Annotated in this window: 16 protein-coding genes; 9 read left to right on the top strand and 7 right to left on the bottom strand. The window is 42.0% G+C overall.

What is annotated here, in order from left to right; all coding sequences use genetic code 11:
* Positions 1–124 precede the first annotated feature (124 nt).
* The gene (locus AQPE_RS22035) at positions 125–1,624 is read left to right on the top strand and encodes an IS1634 family transposase (protein WP_318347493.1); all 1,500 of its coding nucleotides are present in this window, start codon (positions 125–127) and stop codon (positions 1,622–1,624) included.
* Here the strand turns inward: AQPE_RS22035 and AQPE_RS22030 are convergent.
* Positions 1,621–1,854, bottom strand: coding sequence for a hypothetical protein (locus AQPE_RS22030; protein ID WP_318348640.1), 234 nt, complete (start codon positions 1,852–1,854; stop codon positions 1,621–1,623). The genes AQPE_RS22035 and AQPE_RS22030 overlap by 4 nt on opposite strands.
* Positions 1,855–2,092: 238 nt before the next feature.
* Here AQPE_RS22030 and AQPE_RS22025 point away from each other — a divergent pair, with 238 nt between their 5' ends.
* Positions 2,093–3,265: a phosphoglycerate dehydrogenase gene (locus AQPE_RS22025; RefSeq protein WP_318348639.1), complete on the top strand. Its 1,173-nt coding sequence runs from the start codon at positions 2,093–2,095 to the stop codon at positions 3,263–3,265.
* A 161-nt stretch (positions 3,266–3,426) separates the two neighbouring features.
* Positions 3,427–5,454: a transketolase family protein gene (locus AQPE_RS22020; protein ID WP_318348638.1), complete on the top strand. Its 2,028-nt coding sequence runs from the start codon at positions 3,427–3,429 to the stop codon at positions 5,452–5,454.
* A gap of 130 nt (positions 5,455–5,584) precedes the next feature.
* On the opposite strand, the gene AQPE_RS22015 is transcribed toward AQPE_RS22020, so the two are convergent.
* Positions 5,585–8,431, bottom strand: a complete 2,847-nt coding sequence (locus AQPE_RS22015; RefSeq protein WP_318348637.1) for a TIM-barrel domain-containing protein — start codon at positions 8,429–8,431, stop codon at positions 5,585–5,587.
* Positions 8,432–8,737: 306 nt separating this feature from the next.
* Between AQPE_RS22015 and AQPE_RS22010 the strand changes: the two genes are divergently transcribed.
* The 4 genes from AQPE_RS22010 to AQPE_RS21995 are packed head-to-tail and all read left to right on the top strand — an operon-like array spanning position 8,738 to position 11,833.
* Complete coding sequence (locus AQPE_RS22010) at positions 8,738–9,037, top strand: hypothetical protein (protein WP_318348636.1); 300 nt, start codon at positions 8,738–8,740, stop codon at positions 9,035–9,037.
* Positions 9,038–9,042: 5 nt separating this feature from the next.
* Positions 9,043–9,747, top strand: coding sequence for a DUF1003 domain-containing protein (locus tag AQPE_RS22005; RefSeq protein WP_318348635.1), 705 nt, complete (start codon positions 9,043–9,045; stop codon positions 9,745–9,747).
* A 2-nt stretch (positions 9,748–9,749) separates the two neighbouring features.
* Complete coding sequence (locus AQPE_RS22000; RefSeq protein ID WP_318348634.1) at positions 9,750–10,832, top strand: winged helix DNA-binding domain-containing protein; 1,083 nt, start codon at positions 9,750–9,752, stop codon at positions 10,830–10,832.
* A gap of 8 nt (positions 10,833–10,840) precedes the next feature.
* The gene (locus AQPE_RS21995; RefSeq protein WP_318348633.1) at positions 10,841–11,833 is read left to right on the top strand and encodes a YARHG domain-containing protein; all 993 of its coding nucleotides are present in this window, start codon (positions 10,841–10,843) and stop codon (positions 11,831–11,833) included.
* A 70-nt stretch (positions 11,834–11,903) separates the two neighbouring features.
* Here AQPE_RS21995 and nudC read toward each other — a convergent pair whose 3' ends face one another.
* The 3 genes from nudC to AQPE_RS21980 form a co-directional block, all read right to left on the bottom strand.
* Complete coding sequence (gene nudC / locus AQPE_RS21990) at positions 11,904–12,740, bottom strand: NAD(+) diphosphatase (RefSeq protein ID WP_318348632.1); 837 nt, start codon at positions 12,738–12,740, stop codon at positions 11,904–11,906.
* 208 nt (positions 12,741–12,948) lie between these two features.
* Positions 12,949–13,950, bottom strand: a complete 1,002-nt coding sequence (locus AQPE_RS21985; protein WP_318348631.1) for an NADP-dependent oxidoreductase — start codon at positions 13,948–13,950, stop codon at positions 12,949–12,951.
* A gap of 120 nt (positions 13,951–14,070) precedes the next feature.
* Complete coding sequence (locus AQPE_RS21980; protein WP_318348630.1) at positions 14,071–14,913, bottom strand: SDR family oxidoreductase; 843 nt, start codon at positions 14,911–14,913, stop codon at positions 14,071–14,073.
* A gap of 21 nt (positions 14,914–14,934) precedes the next feature.
* Here AQPE_RS21980 and AQPE_RS21975 point away from each other — a divergent pair, with 21 nt between their 5' ends.
* Together AQPE_RS21975 and AQPE_RS21970 are read left to right on the top strand one after the other, a co-directional pair.
* A complete protein-coding gene (locus AQPE_RS21975; RefSeq protein WP_318348629.1) occupies positions 14,935–15,348 on the top strand; it encodes a winged helix-turn-helix transcriptional regulator in 414 nt (137 codons plus the stop codon).
* A gap of 330 nt (positions 15,349–15,678) precedes the next feature.
* Complete coding sequence (locus AQPE_RS21970) at positions 15,679–16,782, top strand: Fic family protein (protein WP_318348628.1); 1,104 nt, start codon at positions 15,679–15,681, stop codon at positions 16,780–16,782.
* Between the two features lie 62 nt (positions 16,783–16,844).
* On the opposite strand, the gene AQPE_RS21965 is transcribed toward AQPE_RS21970, so the two are convergent.
* Entirely contained in the window at positions 16,845–17,960 is a 1,116-nt protein-coding gene (locus tag AQPE_RS21965) for a glycoside hydrolase family 88/105 protein (RefSeq protein WP_318348627.1), read from the bottom strand.
* Positions 17,961–18,151: 191 nt separating this feature from the next.
* The gene (locus AQPE_RS21960) at positions 18,152–19,681 is read right to left on the bottom strand and encodes a rhamnogalacturonidase (RefSeq protein WP_318348626.1); all 1,530 of its coding nucleotides are present in this window, start codon (positions 19,679–19,681) and stop codon (positions 18,152–18,154) included.
* Positions 19,682–19,684: the final 3 nt, after the last annotated feature.

Below are 19,684 nucleotides of genomic sequence, written 5' to 3'. Positions count from 1 at the left end.
CGTGTTTTCCTGACTTGTGACACTTTTGATTTTTCCACAGAGATCAATTTTTAAATTCCACATTATTAACAATTTAGCAATTAATATTTATTGATTTCACCGCACTAACGCCTAATTTTGCGGTATGTATTCAGTACGAAAAGTCAAAACTAAGTCGGGATCTGTTGCGGTTCAGGTTGTCAGGTATGTTGGTCACAGATCGATTGTAGGCAAACATATTGGTAGCGCCAAAGACCAGATAGAAGAGGCTGTTTTGAGGCAAAGGGCATTGGAATGGATCGATGAACAAACCGCCCAGTTATCGTTGTTCCCTGCCCAAAAACAAAAACTTTTAGTTGTAGACAGGGGCGAATGCATTGGGGTGACGCACCACTTTGCTTTTCGGTTCTTCATGGGCTGTTTCGATGAATGCGGTTTATCCCATCTTCCCCGCCTGTTGCTTGATCTGGCCATTATGCGCCTTATCGAGCCTGCTTCAAAACTCCGCTCTGTTGAACTGCTGGGATATTACTTCGGCATTAAATATTCTCAACGGATTTACCGCAATATTCCAAAGTTGTCAGCATACAAGGCAGATATTGAGCAATGTGCTTACAGGGTGGCACAACAGAAGTTCAATGAACCTTTCTATTTTGTGCTGTACGATGTTACCACATTGTATTTCGAGTCGTTTAAGGCCGATGAGTTTAAAATACAAGGGTTCTCAAAGGACAACAAGTCACAGCAACCCCAAATTGTCATCGGGCTGCTGGTAACACAAACAGGGTTTCCACTGTCGTATCAGGTTTTTGCAGGCAACACATTCGAAGGAAAGACAATGCTCCCGGTTGTGGAAACGTTTACCTCAGCCCACCCGCAGACACGGCCAATTATTGTAGCCGATGCCGCAATGCTGGATGAAGAAAGGCTTGCCGAACTCAGGGAAAAGAAACTATCGTACATTGTTGGTGCACGGCTGGCCAATGCGGAACTTGGATTGGTAAAACAAATCCATGCAACATTGAACGGGAAACACGGTGCCATAGCCCGCTTTCCATCGCGATACGGTTATTTGGTGTGCGATTTTTCACTCAAACGGTATAAAAAGGAATTGAACGAGCTAAACAAGCTTGTTCAAAAAGCCGAAGAGCTGGTGGCAAAGCAGTCACTGAAAGTGAAGGCTCAATTTGTCAGGAAGGTTACTAAAGAAAAAATAGAACTCAACACGACATTGATAGAAAAAAGGAGGCTGTTGCTTGGAATTAAGGGGTATTGCACCAACTTGCCCGAACAACAACTGTCCAACCAAATGGTCATAGACCGTTACCACCAGCTCTGGCACATTGAACAATCGTTCCGCATGAGTAAGTTTGATTTGCAAACCCGCCCAATATACCATCAAAAACAAGAAGCGATCAAGGCTCACGTACTGATTTGTTTTGTCGCTCTGATAGCAGAAAAATACCTGGAAATAATCACCAAATTATCATTGAGGGAAATCCGGTTCCTTGTCTGGAACATAACAGAAACCCATATTCAAGACCGATTGACCAAACAAACATTTGTCTTCCGATCCCCCACAAAGGAAATCATGAATAGCCAACTTGCAAACCTTATTACCAAATGGAATCTGCTACCGCACTAAATGTCACAAGTCAGGACGTGTTTTGACGAAATGCGATCGAACATTACTTTGTAAAAGAGCAACCCTCCGGCAAGACAGAAAATAATTTTTAATGTCCAGTTTGTTTCACCCGAGTGGTCGGTTGAAAATCCCCGATACAACAGCATTCCTCCGGCAAAAGTCCACACCAAAGCGGCCACCAGCAACAGGTAATGTTTCGAAACACGTAGAGTTAAACGATCTAAAATCATTGGTCAAATATTTATCGTCAAAGAAAATGATTTTACTGACAAAATACAGTATCAATTAGAAACTGTTATTTCCAACAATTTTTCGAGTTGCCGATAAACATCTGGATTGCCAGTTTTTAGTTTCATTTTGACATTTTTTCCATCCAAACGCCTTCAAATCTTAAATAAAATTGTGATCTTTGTCATACTTTTACGATATAAAAGACCAAAAACAGATCATTCATAAAATCTCAATCGTATGTATAAAATTCAGACTTTGAACAAGATCGATCCTGAAGGATTGAAGATATTTCCACTTGACCAATACGAAATTGCCAGTGAATTTTCGGCTCCTGATGCGATTATTGTGCGTAGTCAGGCCATGCACGATTTGGAATTACCATCCAGCTTGCTTGCCATCGCACGTGCGGGCGCCGGGGTTAATAACATTCCAATTGAGAAGTGTACCGAAAAAGGAATCGTAGTTTACAATACTCCCGGAGCTAATGCACATGCCGTAAAAGAAATCGTTCTGGCTGCCATGTTCCTTGCTTCGCGCGATATCGCCGGATCAATTGAGTGGGCCAAAGGGTTAAAAGGAAAAGGCGCTGAAGTTGCAGGCCTGGTTGAAAAAGGAAAATCTAATTTTGGTGGAACCGAAATCCGGGGGAAAACCCTTGCTGTTATTGGTTTAGGCGCTATTGGTGTTTTGGTTGCCAATGCAGCTCAGGCCTTGGGAATGAACGTTCTGGGTTACGATCCTTATATCTCGGTTAATTATGCCTGGAAACTCAGCCGCAATGTAAAAAAGGCTGAAGGAGTTGAATCATTACTTGCCAGTGCTGATTTTGTTACCATACACATCCCTCAGTTGCCTGAAACCAAAGGATTCATCAATAAAGACAAGCTTAAGATGATGAAAAAAGGCGTAAAAATTCTGAATTTTGCGCGTGGAGGTCTGGTAAATAATGCCGATATGCTCGAAGCTATCGAATCTGGAATAGTTGGAAAATATGTAACCGATTTCCCTGAAGATGAATTAATCAACGTAAAAAATATCATTGCAATCCCTCATCTTGGCGCTTCAACTGAAGAATCGGAAACCAATTGCGCCATTATGGCCGTAAATCAGGTCATCGATTATCTTGAAAATGGGAACATTGTTAACTCAGTAAATTTCCCATCTGCTGAAATGGAACGCAATGGCGGAACACGCATCGTGGTTGCCAACAAAAACATTCCTAAAATGGTGAGCCAGATTTCAGCCTTGCTCGCACACGAAGGACTCAACATTTCGAACATGCTGAACCGTAACAAGGATGAAATTGCTTACAACATCATTGACATCGACGGATCAGTTCCTTCCGGAGTTAAGGATATGATCTCCGCAATCGAAGGAGTTATCATGGTTCGGATACTTCCTCCAAAATAATATTAATTTTTCAACCATTTATAACATAAATACCCGGTAAAGTTAGTGTAATTGCTATATTTGCCGGGTATTATCTTGTATATACAAGTTGCCAGTTCTATTTTCTGAATCAGGCATTTGATCACAACTAACTAAAATATTTATTCGTCAAAATAATAAAAATGGAAAAAAATCTTGTAACAAAAGCCGCCGATAATGTGAGAATCCTTTCGGCTTCTATGGTTGAAAAAGCCAAATCAGGTCATCCTGGCGGTGCCATGGGTGGTGCCGACTTTATAACAGTATTGTATTCAGAATTTCTGAATTACGATCCAAGTGACATGACATGGATCAACCGCGACCGGTTCTTCCTCGATCCGGGCCATATGTCTCCAATGTTGTATTCAATCCTGTCGATGACCGGAAACTACACCATGGAAGAACTCTCCAATTTTCGTCAATGGGGAAGCCCAACACCTGGCCATCCTGAAGTTGAACCTGCACGCGGAGTTGAAAACACATCAGGTCCTCTCGGGCAAGGACACGTAATGGCCATCGGTGCTGCTATTGCCGAACGTTTCATGGTTCAGCGCTTTGGAGAAGTGATGGCTCACAAAACGTACGCTTTTATTTCTGATGGTGGCGTTCAGGAAGAAATTTCACAAGGTGGCGGACGTATTGCCGGATTCCTTGGATTGAGCAACCTGATCATGTTCTACGACTCGAACGACATCCAGCTTTCGACTGAAACAAAAGATGTGACCAATGAAGACACTGCAAAAAAATATGAAGCATGGGGATGGAAAGTAGTTACCATCGAAGGTAATAATGCCGATGCTATCCGTGCTGCACTAAAAGAAGCTCAGGCTGAGAAAGAAAAACCAAACCTGATTATTGGTAAAACCATCATGGGTAAAGGCGCTCTGAAAGAAGACGGCTCAAGTTTCGAACGCCAGTGTGCTACTCATGGAATGCCTTTGGGCGAAGCTGGTGCTTCCTATGAAAAATCGATCCTGAACTTGGGTGGCGATCCGAAGAACCCATTCGTTATTTTCGACGATGTTCAGGCCATGTTTGCTGCCCGTAAAGCAGAACTGATTGCTGCTGCAGCTCAGAAAAAAGCGGCTCAGCAAGTCTGGGAAAAAGCAAATCCTGAACTGGCTGCCAAACTGGCTAAATTCTTCAGCAAATCAGCTCCTGAATTTGATTTCAGCAAAATTGTACAGAAAGCTGGTTCTGCAACACGCGCCGCTTCAAGCACTGTTTTGGCTGCTTTTGCAGGTGAAGTTGAAAATATGGTTGTTTCTTCAGCCGACCTTTCAAACTCCGATAAAACCGACGGCTTCCTGAAAAAGACAAAAGCTTTCACCAAAGGCGATTTCTCTGGTTCATTCTTTCAGGCTGGCGTTTGCGAATTAACAATGGCTTGTATTATGAACGGGATGGCACTGCATGGCGGTATTATTCCGGTTTGTGGAACATTCTTCGTATTCTCCGACTACATGAAACCAGCAGTTCGTATGGCTGCACTGATGCAGTTGCCGGTGAAATATGTTTGGACTCACGATGCGTTCCGCGTCGGTGAAGATGGACCAACTCACCAACCCGTTGAACAGGAAGCTCAAATCCGTCTGATGGAAAAACTGAAAAACCACCACGGCAAAAACTCAACATTGGTACTTCGTCCGGCTGATGCTGAAGAAGCTACTGTTGCATGGAAATTGGCTCTTGAAAATATTGATACTCCAACTGCGTTGATCCTTTCACGTCAGAACATCAAAAATCTGCCTTCAAAAGGCGATCGTTATGCTGAAGCACAGCAGGCGGCTAAAGGTGCTTACATCGTTACCGATTCTGAAGGTACTCCTAATGTAATCCTTTTGGCCAGCGGTTCAGAAGTGGCTACTTTGGTCGAAGGACAGGTATTACTCGAAAAAGAAGGCATCAAATGCCGCATCGTTTCTGTTCCTTCCGAAGGTTTATTCCGCAGCCAAAGCAAAGAATATCAGCAAAGTGTATTGCCAGCAGGAATTAAAAAATTCGGTATGACTGCCGGCTTGCCTGTTAACCTTGAAGGATTGGTTGGCGCCGACGGAAAAGTATTCGGATTGGAATCATTCGGATTCTCCGCTCCTTACACTGTTCTGGACGAAAAATTGGGATTCACGGCTGTTAATGTTTACAATCAGGTAAAAGAAATTCTGGCATAGAACAGGATTTTTAGATATTGAAAAAGGCAGCTCAAACGGGCTGCCTTTTTACTTTTATAGAAAAAGTCAATAGTCATTGGGAAAAGTTTATGTGGAATATATTCTAATGACTAATGACTTTTTCCTGATATTATTTTCTTATCACTTCCAGTGCTTTACCGTCATAAGTTACCGTTTCATCAGCTTTCCGGCTTAAGTCGAAAGCCACAGGTTTCTGCTTACCTACCCAAACGATATTGAATTTGCGTGATTTCAGCATTCCATCGAACGATCCGGTTGCATCTCCAATGGTCAATTTTCCTGAAGTTTCATCGTATTTGAACTGTATGGTACTGAATGATCCCTTTTCATAATTGTAGTTAATGCCTTCATCTTCATATAGCGTAAACTCCGCATTTTTACCAGTATAAACATACAAGGTAATTACATCAGCTTGTTTCTCACTTGCATACTGAATTTCAGGTCCAAAAGGTACAATGGAACCTTCTTTCACAAACAAAGGCATCCGTTCGTATGGTGCGTCAACACTGATTTTCTGCCCGCCTTCGGTATATTTCCCGGAATATAAATCGTACCAACCGTTGGCTGCCGGGAAATAAACTTCGCGGCTACGGGCCTTGTACTGGTAAACCGGGGCAACCATCAGCGATGGTCCAAACATGTATTGATCGCCAACATTCTCTACTTGTTTATCACCGTTGAAATCCATTACCAATGCTCGCATGATGGTATAATCTTCGAAATGCGTTTTTCCGGCAAGCGAATAAATGTAGGGCATCAAACGGTAGCGAAGTTTATTCACATAAACCATGCTTTTGTATGCCGGATGAGTTTCAGGAGCCATGTTGTAAATTTCGCGGTAAGGGAACTGTCCATGACTACGGAAAAGTGGACAAAACGCACCAAACTGGTACCAACGGGAATTCAATTCGCGCCACTCGTCCAAATCGGCCGATCCTTCTTTGGCCCGTTCGTAACGTTTTTCTACACAAAAACCGCCAATATCCATGGTCCAGTATGGAATTCCGGAGATTGCAAAATTCAATCCGGCTGAAATCTGGGCTTTCATATCTTCCCAACGGGTACCAATATCGCCACTCCAGGTAGCGGTTGAATAACGTTGCAATCCAGCAAATCCGGAGCGGGTCAACAGGAAAACACGTTTATTCGGATCGACACCACGTTGGCCATCGTAAATGGCTTCAGCATTCATCAGGGCATAAGCATTGAAATATTTGGTCGATGGTCCGAGTGCAGTCGGTGTCATCAATTCTTTGCGGTATTCCATGCTGGCATTCGAGAGAATATCTGGTTCTGAAGCATCCATCCACCAGGCATCAAAGCCTTTGCTGTAGAGCTTTTCTTTCATCTGGTTCCAAAATAACTTCCGGGCATCAGGATTGTAGGCATCGTAAAACGAACCAATGTAGCCTTTACCAATCCAGTCGCGGATACTGTCCTTTACTGCACGTTGATACATCCAGCCTTTGCTGTCGAAATCCTTATAATTTTGAGTAGTGTGGTAAAATTTGGGCCATACCGAAATCATGATGTGTGCATTCATGTCGTGAACTTTCTGAACCATCGCGGCAGGATCAGGGAAACGGGCCACATCAAAATCGTGCGAACCCCAATCTGTTACAGGCCAATAACTCCAATCGAGTACAATATTATCAAGTGGAATCTTGCGCTTGCGATACTCCTGAACAACACTAGTCAACTCGTCAGCAGTTTTATAGCGTTCACGGCTCTGCCAGTAGCCCATAGCCCATTTGGGCATAATCTGCGCTTTGCCAGTTACCGTGCGGTATCCACTGATTACCTCATCCAGATTATTTCCCCGAATAAAATAGTAGTCGATCTGATCGCCCATTTCTGATGTCAGCGTCAGTGCATCCTGATCTGCTTTTGGCCTTGGACTTAAAGCTTTCAGGCTTAGGTATGAAACGCCTCCATCGGGTTTCCATTCCAGACGAATCGAATATTTTTTACCCTGTTCGAGTTGTTTGGTGAATTTGTAGGTATTCGGATTCCAGGCAGTACGCCAGCGTTCAGGAACAACCAATTCGTCGTTGATGTAAACTTTGGTATATCCGGCATAATACAGTTTGAAATGGAATTCGCCTGATTCGTTAGGCTCAATCTGGCCTTTCCATACGATCATTGAATTGTTGAACTGAAAGCCTTCAGGAAATTTCTTGATGGTCGTCAGGTTTTCGTAATCAATAGCGGATTCGTTGCGGTTAACAAACACCTGATTGGTATCTGAATTGGTATAATAAATTCCAGATAAACCGCCCTCCTCGCCTTTTGCGTTGTAAAGTTTGAACAGATCCATGTCGGAATAATCTCGTGGATCGCCAAATTTGGTCACCGAATAATTGTCCCACAAAAGACCATAATTTTTATTCGAAACTACAAATGGAACCGATACTTTGGTATTGTACTGGTATAAAATCTCGTTGCGACCTTTGTAGTTAAACTCGTCCGATTGATGCTGACCTAATCCGTAGAAAGCCTCATCGTCGGGCGATTCAAAAATCTGCGAAAAGCTGTATCCTTTGGTGCCTTCAACAGTAATGGGGGTAAATGTTTTACCACCAGTTGCCCTTTCCGGAAGAAGTTTCCGGCCATTTTCGTCATAGAAAACAACAGCTCCAGAAGATAGAGAAACCGCAGCTTTTACTTTTGTGGTTGTTAAAATCAGGCTGTCGTTCTGTTCTGTGACATTAAATGGAATTGTATTTGTTGGCTGTTCAACCACACACAAACTTTTTGTCGCCGAGAACTGATCGGTTGGTGAAGCCAAAACGTGAATAATCTCATCGTTCACAACTTCAAGACTAACGGTACGCGCACTACTTTCTGTTTTCGATTTAGGGTGAACAACTACTCCTTTCGTAGTTTTCTCCCAAACCTGCTGAGAACAGGCTGATAAAAAAAGAGTAGCAAAAGTGAAATATAAAATTCGCTTCATGATATTTGGTTTAAGTTAAATCAGAATAAGCAATAAAGACACATGCTAGGCCTATATTGTACAAATAACAATTTGATACAAAAATAAGCTTTTATTTCATTTCTACAAGATACTATTAATGAACACCATCTCAGATTTGTTCGAATTCTGAAATGAAAAAGCGGTGATTAAAAGTACACTTGTACCAGAAATATGAGGTCTCGGTTTATTGCAAACTATTAAATTATGATATAGCTTAGAGCCACAATAAAACAAATTATTGAAGCGACCGTTTTCTATATCACCACCAATTCAAAGGCAATTAGAATGGCAAACAATACATCACAACATATACTGAATACTTCGGCAAATCTTTTAGGATTTTGTCTGTTCGTGATCACCTCATTGCACATAGCCGATAAAATTGAATCGCACCTGATTGATGAATTTACTTCTGTTATTGCTCTGTTACTCACAATCTCCTGCGTATTTTCATTTATCTCTATAAAGACTAAATCAGCTCAGAAGGAAGTTAAACTGGAAACAATTGCAGATTATTTTTTCATGAGCTCACTCATCGGTATTTTTATTATTATTTTACTCATCACCCTAAATTTCATTAAATAACAGGTATGAAAACTTTCCGAAGTGACATTTCGAACGAAGAATTTCAGATTGCTGATAAAGTCTCGGCTAAAACAATCCGGCATTCCATTTTAAACTTGATACAAAAAGAACATCCTCTTTTTTCGCATGATAGTCATTTGTCCATCAGCGAATTAAACCTTTTCAGAAAAAAACACATCTCGGAATACCTGTCAAAAGAACTTGGGAAACTGACCGATCCTGAAAAGAAGGTATTAACTTCAATAACCGAGAACACCACTTTATCAGATAAGATTGATGGGGAAGATCAGCAGATTCTAACTTTTGGTCAAAAGATTGCTGATAAAGTCGCTTCATTTGGTGGTAGCTGGACATTTATTATCTCATTCGGGATATTTATTTCTCTATGGATTAGCCTGAATATCTTTTGGTTGGTCAACAAAGGTTTCGACCCCTACCCTTTTATTCTTTTGAATTTAATATTGTCGTGTTTGGCTGCACTTCAGGCTCCTGTAATAATGATGAGCCAAAACCGTCAGGAAGAAAAAGACCGGGAAAGGGCCAAAAACGACTACATGATCAACCTGAAATCAGAATTGGAAATCAGAACGCTACACGAAAAAATCGATCATTTCGTCATGGATCAACAGCAAGAGCTTTTGGATATTCAAAAAACTCAAATTGAGATGTTGACTGATATACTTAAACATGTTGAAAAAAGTGGGCAATAACAATGAATACGACAGATATTTCAACCCTCCGTCTCCAAAACCAGCAAGTTGCCGCAACAAAATTTAAATCAGCAAAAGAACTCGTGGGCTGGATGGGCGCTATGCAGGCACAAGATTACAATCAGGCCAAATGGGCTATTGGCGTACGGTTGCCGCATTTAACCGAAGAGCAAATCGAATCAGCATTCAACCAAGGTGAAATTTTACGCACCCATTTGATGCGCCCCACCTGGCATTTTGTTTCGGCCGAAGATATTTATTGGCTTTTAGAACTTACCGCCAAACAAATTAAATCAACTACCAAATCAAGGAACCGTGATTTGGGACTTACTGAAAGTGACCTTCAAAAGAGCAAGGAGGTTTTCATAAAATCGCTGGAAGGAAATCGATCACTTACCCGCGAAGAATTAAGCGATCAATTCAATAGCGCTGGAATAAACACCTACGAACAACGATTGCCGCACATCCTGATGGAAGCAGAAATTGATGGAATTATATGCAGTGGTAGCATCCGGGCCAAAAAGCAAACTTATGCTTTGCTGGCGGAAAGAGTTCCGGTAAAGAAAAACTTATCAAAAGACGAAGCTTTGTCATTGCTGGCTAAGAAGTACTTTACCAGTCACGGCCCAGCCACCTTGCCCGATTTTGTGTGGTGGTCGGGCCTGCCGGTTGCTGAAGCTCGCAAAGCGCTGGAGATGAACAAATCGACTTTGATTTCGGAAACTATAAACAACGAAACATATTGGCTTGTCGAATCGGTCGCTCAGGCAACTTCTTTATCTGACTCGGTTTACTTGCTCCCAGCTTTCGACGAATACCTTATAAGTTACAAAGACCGAAGTTCGGCTATTACGTTGAAAAATCACTCCAAAGCCATTTCGAACAATGGTATTTTCAGGCCAATAATAGTTGTGAATGGGCAGATTTCAGGATTGTGGAAAAGAACGATCAAAAAAGACTCGGTGCTGATAGAACTTGACCATTTCAGGCCACACAGCAAAAAAGAAATTGGGTTAATTGAAAACGCTGCCAAAATGTTTGGGCATTTTTCCGGGAGGAAGGTAGAAGTAAAAATTCAGCAATAGATAAATCTATGAAACATATTTTAATCAGTTTACTGTTTGTATTTTCAATCGCAACGATCATAGCAAACGATGCCTTTCTGGGATCAAGAGGCGGAAATGTATTTCCCATTATCCGAAATGAAAGCATCCGAATGGTTAAGGAAGAAATAAGGGTTGTTATGGAAAAGGATAGCTGTAGAGTGTATTGCAAGTTTTGGTTCAAAAATCTGGGGACCAAAGCTGAGAATGTATTCATGGGATTTCCTGACTATTTCGAAAATATGACTGAGATTTCAAATCCACTCAGAGGCTTTACCTGTGCTGTAAACGGCCATATAACGGCATTTGACAAACGGACTCAAACCACCGAAGTTGATAAAATCCCTGAATTAAAACGCTACGAGAAATGGTTTTGCTGGAATGTAAACTTCAAACCCGGAGAAACAGTTTTGATTGAAAACAATTACAACGGCGATCTAGGTGGCTCTGCGGATGGGACTTGCAGTTTCAGTTATTTGATTGGAACTGCACAAACCTGGAGCAGTACTATCGCCAATGGAAAGGTCATTTTCGACTACTCAAAAATTGCTTCAAAAGCATTTGTTGATACCACTTTCTATTCAGACAGAACCTTACCAAAGGGGCTTGAACGGAGCATTTATAACGACAGCATTGTGTTTTCGTACAATAACTACCTACCAAAATGGAACGAGACTTTAAAAGTAAACTTGCTCTGTTATTGGAAATGTCCGTATGGCGGATCACAGGAAGTATTTACAGAATCTCCAATCTTAGGCAATATAATGGTTAAGACGCTTAACCAACAAACGCTTAGGTTAATGAGAAATGAAATGTTTGCCAGGCATGGATACATTTTTAATGATACCGAGTTGAAGAATTATTTTATGTCCCAATCCTGGTATAAGCCTAATCCTACTTTCAATCCAAATCAGCTGAATGAATTTGAACAGTTGTTTTTAAAATACCTGAAAAATTTAGAAGAAGACAAGCACGTAAAATAACAGGTATTCAAATACTTAACCTAACAAACCAACAAACCTGGTTATTTCTACCTAAGATAATTCAAGCTTGCTATAGCAGCTCTCCTTTTTCAAACTTTTCAATCATCTCGCCGGCAATGCTTATGGTTGACGGATGGCTCGGGAGATTTCCCCTCGAAAACCACAAAGCATCGGTTATCTCTTTTCCATCAATGCAAATCGGTTGATTTGCGTCGGCTTCGGCAATAAAACCAATCATCATCGAACCCGAAAGCGCCCAGGGTTGACTTTTATAATACCGAATATTCCAAACATCCAGCCCAACCTCTTCTTTAACCTCGCGAACCAGAGTTTCTTCGAGGGTTTCGCCTACATCAACAAAACCGGCAATTAACGAATACCAATTGCCGACGAAATTCGCATTGTGAGCCAGTAAAATTTTATCGTCACTGATAATGGCCACAATAATAGCCGGTGAAATTTTGGGGTAAACAACTGTGTTGCACGAAGGACAAACTATTGCCCGCTCGTCATTCTTGTGTTGCGTTTTGGAGCCGCATTTTCCGCAGAATTTGTTTTGAAGATACCAGTTCCTCAAATGAAGACCAACAACGCTAATCCAGGCAATTTCTTTCTGGTTGGTTGTCCGAAAAAAACTAATGTCCTTGTACTCAAACCGCGATTCGTCCGCTTTTAGGTCGTCCCAAACCAGGAAACAAGAAACCTCATTCAGGCTGAATAAAAACACCGATTCCATTTCACCAGAAATCTCCGGAAAATCCTTTTTCTGCGGTATCGCTAATTCTTCGCCGTTTGCTTTGAGCAATAAAGTGTTTCCCTGATAATGAAAAATATAATCAGTCTCTCCTATCGCCTTATTGGCAAGATATTGATTACTGAAACGGTGCGGGTGAATATCCTGAATCATGGAATGTACGAATTGATTTGCGCTTGTAAAGATAGGTTTTGAAACGACGAAGAGCACAAAGGTTTCGCTAAGTTACAGAAGAATTAAGAAAGATTTGAAAGGAAAATTTCATTCACAATATCTATAAATTAAAGTTTATAATTATCAATAACAATTGAAAACGTATCATATTGGCGGTAACTTTACCAACACCGCTCATCAGACAGACCTACTTGACTTTGACAATAACTTTTCCTTTGGCACGTCCACTTGCGACATAAGACATTGCTTCGTTCGTTTGCTCAAACGGGAAAACTTTATCAACCACGGGACGAATGACACCTGCTTCAATCAGCGAACCAATTTCAGATAATTGTTTGCCGTTGGCTTTCATAAACAAAAACGAATAATCAACATTGAGTTTCTTTGCTTGATTTCTGACCTTTTTACTCAAAAAGAAAATGGCAGTTTTCATAAACCACGATAATCCGATTTCTTTTGCAAAGGCCGTATCAGGCGGACCGGAAATAGAAATGACTTTTCCGCCTTTTTTGAGAGTTCGTAAGGACTTTTCAAGCGTTTTTTCGTCTTGGCTGTTCAACACCAAATCGTAATCTTTCAAAATGGTTTCAAAATCTTGCGTTTTGTAATCAATCACGACATCAGCGCCCAAACTTTTGACCAATTCAAAATTATTGGCACTTGTGGTTGTGGCCACAGTTGCACCCAAATGTTTTGCCAACTGAATAGCAATCGTTCCGACACCGCCCGAACCTGCTTGAATAAACACTTTCTGACCTTTTTTGAGTTTTGCCTTTTCTACAAATGCTTGCCAAACAGTTAATGCAACCAAAGGAATAGAAGCTGCTTCTTCCATTGAAATGTGTTTTGGTTTCAAGGCGACATCATTTTCATTGACGGCAATGTATTCAGCAAATGTGCCAATCCGAAAATCGGCAGGACGAGCAAACACTTCATCGCCAACCTTGAAATGACTGACTTTTGAGCCGACTTTGGTTACGACACCAGCCACATCATGTCCTAAAATCAAAGGAAATTTGTAAGGCATCAGCAATTTAAACTCACCACTTTTTAGTTTGTCATCTAACTGATTGATACTTGCAGAGTGGACTTGAATCAATACATCATTTTCTTTAACAGCAGGTTCGGAAACTTCAACCAATTGAAGCTTATCTTTCTTACTGTAACGGTTTATTGTAAATGCTTTCATCAGAAGATAATTTGTTTTTAATTGCCTTATGGAGCTCACATGTTGCTGAAGATTATCTTCATTGGTGTTTGTGTTCGCAGCAACATGTTCGTTTCATGTCTATTCTTGTCTATGAAATTGTTATTGCAAAAATTTGTCTGCTTCCCTTGGATTAACCAATCGGAAAGCCAATTTTGGGAAAAGGCGATTAAGCATATAAATTGCTGTTGTATAGCCAATACGAATGGTGTATTGGTCATTTTGTAATCCAGCAATCAATCCTTTTATCAATTTTTCGGTGCTCATTTTTTTGACTTTTCTGTGTGCTATTAGTTCTGTTTCTACCGCAGGTGGTAACAACTCAAACACTTTCACAGGACTGTTTGCAATTCGCAAGTGTTCACGAAGTGATTTTGTATAAAACGCTAATGCTGTTTTTGTCGCCGAGTATGTTGCTTCAAGCATCGAAGGCACATAACTCAAAACAGATGTGGTGTTGATTATGGCACTCTCTTTTCTTGATTTCAACATATCCAAAAAAAGATTGTTCAGCCGAATAACCGCTAGGTAATTGATGTTCATTTCGTAGGTCGCACCTTCAAAATGTTTGTCGCTGGCAACACCCAAATTTGAAGGCATTACGCCAACACCTGCGTTATTATAAAGAATATCAATTCCGCCTAATTCCTTAACCTGATTGAACAGAGAAATTGCATCTTCTTCGTTGGCAACATCACTTTTTATAGCAATCAAATTCGGATACAGTTTTTTGGCGGCATCTAATTTTTCCTGGCTTCTGCCTGTGATGATAACCTTTGCACCAATTTCAAAAAACTGTTTGGCGGCTTCAAGTCCAATGCCGGCACTTCCACCGGTAATCAATATTGTTTTATTTTTTAAGTCCATATTTTTTGTATTTATAAAATTCGTAAATTTGCTTGCAAATTGCAAGTGCAAATGTAATAAACAACTTTTAATTTGCAAGTGGTTTGAAAAAATAATTTTATGGCAGACAGAAAAAAAAGGTCAGATTGTCCCGTTAGTTGTTCCCTCGACATTTGGGGAGACAAATGGTCGTTGCTTATTGTGCGGGATTTAATGTTCTCAAAAAAATGTACTTATGGTGACTTTCTGAAATCAGGCGAAAAAATAGCGACTAACATTTTGGCTTCACGACTTCAAACACTTGAAGAAAACGGAATCATTACAAAATCAGGCCACCCAGACAGTAAAGCGAAAGTTTTATACAAACTCACTCAAAAAGGAATTGATTTACTGCCTTTGATGATTGAAATAAACTTATGGGCTGAAAAGTATTATACCATACCAGCCGAACGAAAAGCAATGCTGATAGAAGTAAAAAAAGACAAGGAAGCATTTATTAAAACAGCGACAAAGGAATTGAAGAGCGAAACCTAATAAAAAAGGCAGCGCCAATCGAATAGTCAACTCCGCCAGTAATTAGCTGACGGAACGCAGCTCTCACACACTGTACATACAAATAATAAAACCCAATCTCTCGACCGGGTTTTATAGTTTTCAGGAGTATTCCTTTTACTTCGCCATTTTCCACACTTCGCTGCCAGCCAGCAGGAAACAGCCGAGGCCGTAGTCCTCAAAGTCGGGTTTGCTGTCGTAGGTTAAGAAAATTCAAAAATCTTTACATATCAGGATTTAAATGTAAAGAAAATTGAATTTTATTTACACAATAGACTATATTTGTAAAGAGAATTCAAAAATCTTTACAATATGAGTCAGCAAGAAAACTGGAAATTAAGCGAACTTCCCTTGACCATTGAGGTTGAAACGAAAGCCGTTCTTAAAAGCTTGCCTGCTACTCATGCGGCATTGGCCGAATTAAAAGGAATTGCATCCACTATTCCTAACCAGATTATTTTGATTAACACGCTGGGGCTTCAGGAAGCAAAAGACAGTTCTGCCATTGAGAATATTATAACCACGCATGATGAACTCTACAAATCAGAATTAAACATTGACTCTTATAAATCGCTTGAAGCGAAAGAGGTTCAAAACTACATTTCAGCATTGAAAAAAGGGTTTGAACTGACTCAGAATAAAGGTTTTATTACCAGCGGTATAATAATCGAGATACAAAAAGAACTGGAAGGGAATAATGCCGGTTTTAGAAGGCTGCCCGGTACTGCACTTAAAAATTCGTCAACCGGAGAGACCATTTATACACCACCACAAGACATTGACGAGATCAACCGATTAATGTCGAATCTTGAGCGATTCATCAATGATCCGTCGATGTGCGACTACGATCCGCTTGTAAAAATGGCAATTATCCATTATCAGTTTGAAAGCATCCACCCATTTTACGACGGGAATGGTCGTACGGGAAGAATAATCAACATACTTTATCTCATCCTGGAAAAGCTTTTAAACGTACCTATTCTCTACATGAGCAAATCCATTATAGAAAATAAATCGAACTACTACCGTTTGCTGCAACAGCTTCGGGATGATGAAAATTGGGAAGAATGGATTTTGTTTATGGTTCAGGCGGTCGAAAAAACGTCCAGGGAAACCATTGAACTGATCATTCAAATCAGGGAGTTGATGATGAATTATAAGCACAAGCTGAGAGATAATTACAAATTCTACAGCCAGGATTTGTTGAATAATTTATTCAAACATCCATATACAAAAATTGAATTTGTAGTGAGTGATTTGAAAGTTTCAAGGATAACCGCAGCAAACTACCTGAATAAGCTTGCGAAAGACGGACTTTTAAGGAAAGAGCGAATTGGAACTGGAAACTATTACGTGAATGAACCTTTATTTAAGTTACTCTCGACCCGCCCCAGCCAGCGGCAATCAGAGCAATAAAATTCTTTTAATCAAACAATTGAGGGCTTCACCCCAGTGAAACCCTCAATATAATTTGTCTTTTACTTCGCCATTTTCCAGACTTCGCTGCCGGCCAGCAGAAAACAGCCGAGGCCATAATCCTCAAAATCGGGTTTGCTGTCGTAAGTTACTGGCTGGCCATCGGATGGTTGTTTACCGGTTCCCTGTACAAAACCTAAAAACCCATCGGCATGAACAGCTTCGGAGGCCATTGCATTCCAGCCTTTCACAATAGCAGGCATGTATTTCTTGGCGCTCAACAAGCCGTGGTTCACACCCCAGGCCATGCCGTACACAAACAGGCCGCTTCCAGAGGTTTCCTTGCCGTCAAAGTTGGTTGGGTCGTGCAAGCTCGCATTCCAGAAACCGTCGGCGCGCTGAATCGGCAACAAGGCTTTCATCATGGCGAGGTAAGTCTTTTTGTATTCCTTGTAATGCGGGTCTTTCGGCGCAATTTCCATCACGCGAACCAGGGCAGCCACCACCCAGCCGTTTCCGCGCGACCAGTAGCAATCTTCGCCATTCGGCTCTTTGTACGGAGGACGGAAATCCTTGTCACGCCACCACAAACCATCGGCCGAGTTGTAAAATCCCTGGCGAACCTTCGAGTCCATGTACATCTGGTACATCCGTTCGGAGTATTTTTTGTCGCCGGTAATCACACCTAGTTTGGCATACACCGGCATCGCCATTTGCAACGCGTCGATCCAGGTCCAGTCGTCAATTTTATCCGATGCGATCATCGCATCAATCGACTCTTTCAGGTCTTTAATCATTTCCGGCTTTTTCTCATTTTCGTACAAATCAAGGTAAGTCTGGCCGCAGCAATGGTTGTCGGCATTACGGGTTTTCACGCCGCCATTGAGGCCCCATTTATGCGCCTCGCCCCACGACATCGCGTAATCGTAATAGGCCTTATCCGGATTGACCGAGTACAAAGCCATCAGTCCTTCGTAATACACGGCGCGTGTCCAGATGTTGCTCTGACGTTCCTTGTTGGTGATAATCGTCTTGCCTGTGTCTGGCCATTTGTTCATAAAATAGGCATTAGTGATCACCATTTTATCCATCACTTCCTTTTTCGCCGGAAGGTTCTGCGCTTCGGCAAGCCCTGTCGCGACTATCAGCAGGGCCATGATTAGTGTTACTTTTTTCATCGATTTTGAATTTATATGTGATTGAATTTATTCTTTCTCCAGTACCTGTCATCCCGAATTTATTTCGGGATCTGACAATCATAGATCCTGAAACAAGTTCAGGATGACACGTTGACTCTTTTACCCCTCCAAACCTCCCCTAAAGGGGCGGCTTTAAAGTCCCCTTCAGGGGATTTAGGGGTTTTCATTCTCTACATACTTTTCTCCACTTCCTTTGCCAGCTGCACATCACCCACCGGGCGGCAATCCTTGATACGCAAGTCTTCCACATTTTTCAAGATCAGCGAAGGGACATCGCCCACTTTGGTGGTTTTCACGTTGGTCAGGCTGGCTCCTGAAACATCATCCAGCAAAATGGCCGGACGGAAATCGTCGTTTTCGAGCTTCAGTTCCACATGATCGAGTTCCACATTTTTGGCATGACGAATAAAAAAACCGTACACCGGCATGGCACCAAATTCCTGCGGATCGGGGTAATTCTTCTCGTGCTCACCCACCTCGTTTAGCGCCTGTTCTTTGGGTGCGCCGCCTTTGATGCGGATGTAGATGTTGCTCATTTTCACATCCTCCACCGGATGACCGGGCAAACCGGCAATCATCGACGCGTAGAACGGATTTTCGGCATAAACCACCACATTGCTGATGTTGATGCGGCGAAGCACACCCACAGGAACGCCCTCGGGACCGCGCATACGGGCTCCAAGTCGCAGGAAGAACGGCGCTCCCTGAACGTCTTTCATGGTAATGTTATCTATCGTCACATCTTCAAGAATTCCGCCATCAACAGTTTCCAATGCCAATCCACGACAAAACTCAAAAGTACAGTTGCTGATGGTAATGTTTTTAAATCCGCCATTCGACTCGGTTCCAAATTTAATACGGCCAGTCACTACGCCATGATCAGGAACAGTATTGGCTTCGTCTTTTTTGTAGGTCCCATCAAGGAAGGACTTGCGGTCGAAGCCACTTACTGAGCAATTGGTGATGGTCACATTTTCAGTGGCACGGGCAAAACCCAAAGCAAATGAACTTTTCAGGCAAATGGCATCGTCGTATGGTGAGTTCACCGTGCAGTTCGAAATCCGCACGTGGCGGCAGCAATCCACGTCGAACGCGTCGCGGTTGGTATCCACCTTCAGGTTATCGAGTGTTATGTTATCGACTCCGGTAGCCAGAATCGCGAAATGCCCGCCCATCAGAATTGAAATGTCCTTGATCACCACATTGCGGCACAGTTTCAGGGCAATTGCCTTGTTGGCCATGCCGGGAGTCTTGAAACCTTCGCGGGTGAGCCCGCTGCCAAAAATGGTCCCCAACCCAGTGATAGCAATGTTTTGAAGGTTTTCACCATAGATGAGGCTGTTGCGCCAGTGGCTGTGCCCGAAATCCTGGTACATATCCCATGGATTCGGCTCGGCAGGATCGTAGCCCAGTCCAAACTTTTTCACATCGGCGGCCTCCAAAGTGGCGTCATTATCAAGGTGCAGCGTGATGAAACTTTTCAGGTGAATGGTGAAATTCTGGTAGTTTCCGGCGGGGAAAAACACGGTTCCGCCACCCTTCGCAGCGGCGGCGTCGATGGCCGCCTCAATGGCTTTGGTGTCGATGGTTTGCCCGTCGCCTTTGGCACCATAGTCTTTCACATTGTAAAAAACGCCAGTCTGGGCAAAAAGGCTGCCGGTAAGCAACAGAGCGATCAGTAAGATTTTAAGCTTTTTCATTAT

This window comes from Aquipluma nitroreducens (assembly GCF_009689585.1).
Lineage (GTDB): Bacteria > Bacteroidota > Bacteroidia > Bacteroidales > Prolixibacteraceae > Aquipluma > Aquipluma nitroreducens.
This window is presented reverse-complemented; position numbering and strand designations above follow the sequence as displayed.

Bases quoted from the DNA above. Each gene is read 5' to 3' on its own strand.
- AQPE_RS21985 (WP_318348631.1), bottom strand. From the start codon at position 13,950: ATGAAAGCATTTACAATAAACCGTTACAGTAAGAAAGATAAGCTTCAA.
- AQPE_RS22010 (WP_318348636.1), top strand. From the start codon at position 8,738: ATGGCAAACAATACATCACAACATATACTGAATACTTCGGCAAATCTT.
- AQPE_RS22005 (WP_318348635.1), top strand. From the start codon at position 9,043: ATGAAAACTTTCCGAAGTGACATTTCGAACGAAGAATTTCAGATTGCT.
- AQPE_RS21960 (WP_318348626.1), bottom strand. From the start codon at position 19,681: ATGAAAAAGCTTAAAATCTTACTGATCGCTCTGTTGCTTACCGGCAGC.
- AQPE_RS21965 (WP_318348627.1), bottom strand. From the start codon at position 17,960: ATGAAAAAAGTAACACTAATCATGGCCCTGCTGATAGTCGCGACAGGG.
- AQPE_RS22035 (WP_318347493.1), top strand. From the start codon at position 125: ATGTATTCAGTACGAAAAGTCAAAACTAAGTCGGGATCTGTTGCGGTT.
- AQPE_RS22025 (WP_318348639.1), top strand. From the start codon at position 2,093: ATGTATAAAATTCAGACTTTGAACAAGATCGATCCTGAAGGATTGAAG.
- AQPE_RS22020 (WP_318348638.1), top strand. From the start codon at position 3,427: ATGGAAAAAAATCTTGTAACAAAAGCCGCCGATAATGTGAGAATCCTT.
- AQPE_RS21995 (WP_318348633.1), top strand. From the start codon at position 10,841: ATGAAACATATTTTAATCAGTTTACTGTTTGTATTTTCAATCGCAACG.
- AQPE_RS21975 (WP_318348629.1), top strand. From the start codon at position 14,935: ATGGCAGACAGAAAAAAAAGGTCAGATTGTCCCGTTAGTTGTTCCCTC.
- AQPE_RS22000 (WP_318348634.1), top strand. From the start codon at position 9,750: ATGAATACGACAGATATTTCAACCCTCCGTCTCCAAAACCAGCAAGTT.
- AQPE_RS21970 (WP_318348628.1), top strand. From the start codon at position 15,679: ATGAGTCAGCAAGAAAACTGGAAATTAAGCGAACTTCCCTTGACCATT.
- AQPE_RS22030 (WP_318348640.1), bottom strand. From the start codon at position 1,854: ATGATTTTAGATCGTTTAACTCTACGTGTTTCGAAACATTACCTGTTG.
- nudC (WP_318348632.1), bottom strand. From the start codon at position 12,740: ATGATTCAGGATATTCACCCGCACCGTTTCAGTAATCAATATCTTGCC.
- AQPE_RS22015 (WP_318348637.1), bottom strand. From the start codon at position 8,431: ATGAAGCGAATTTTATATTTCACTTTTGCTACTCTTTTTTTATCAGCC.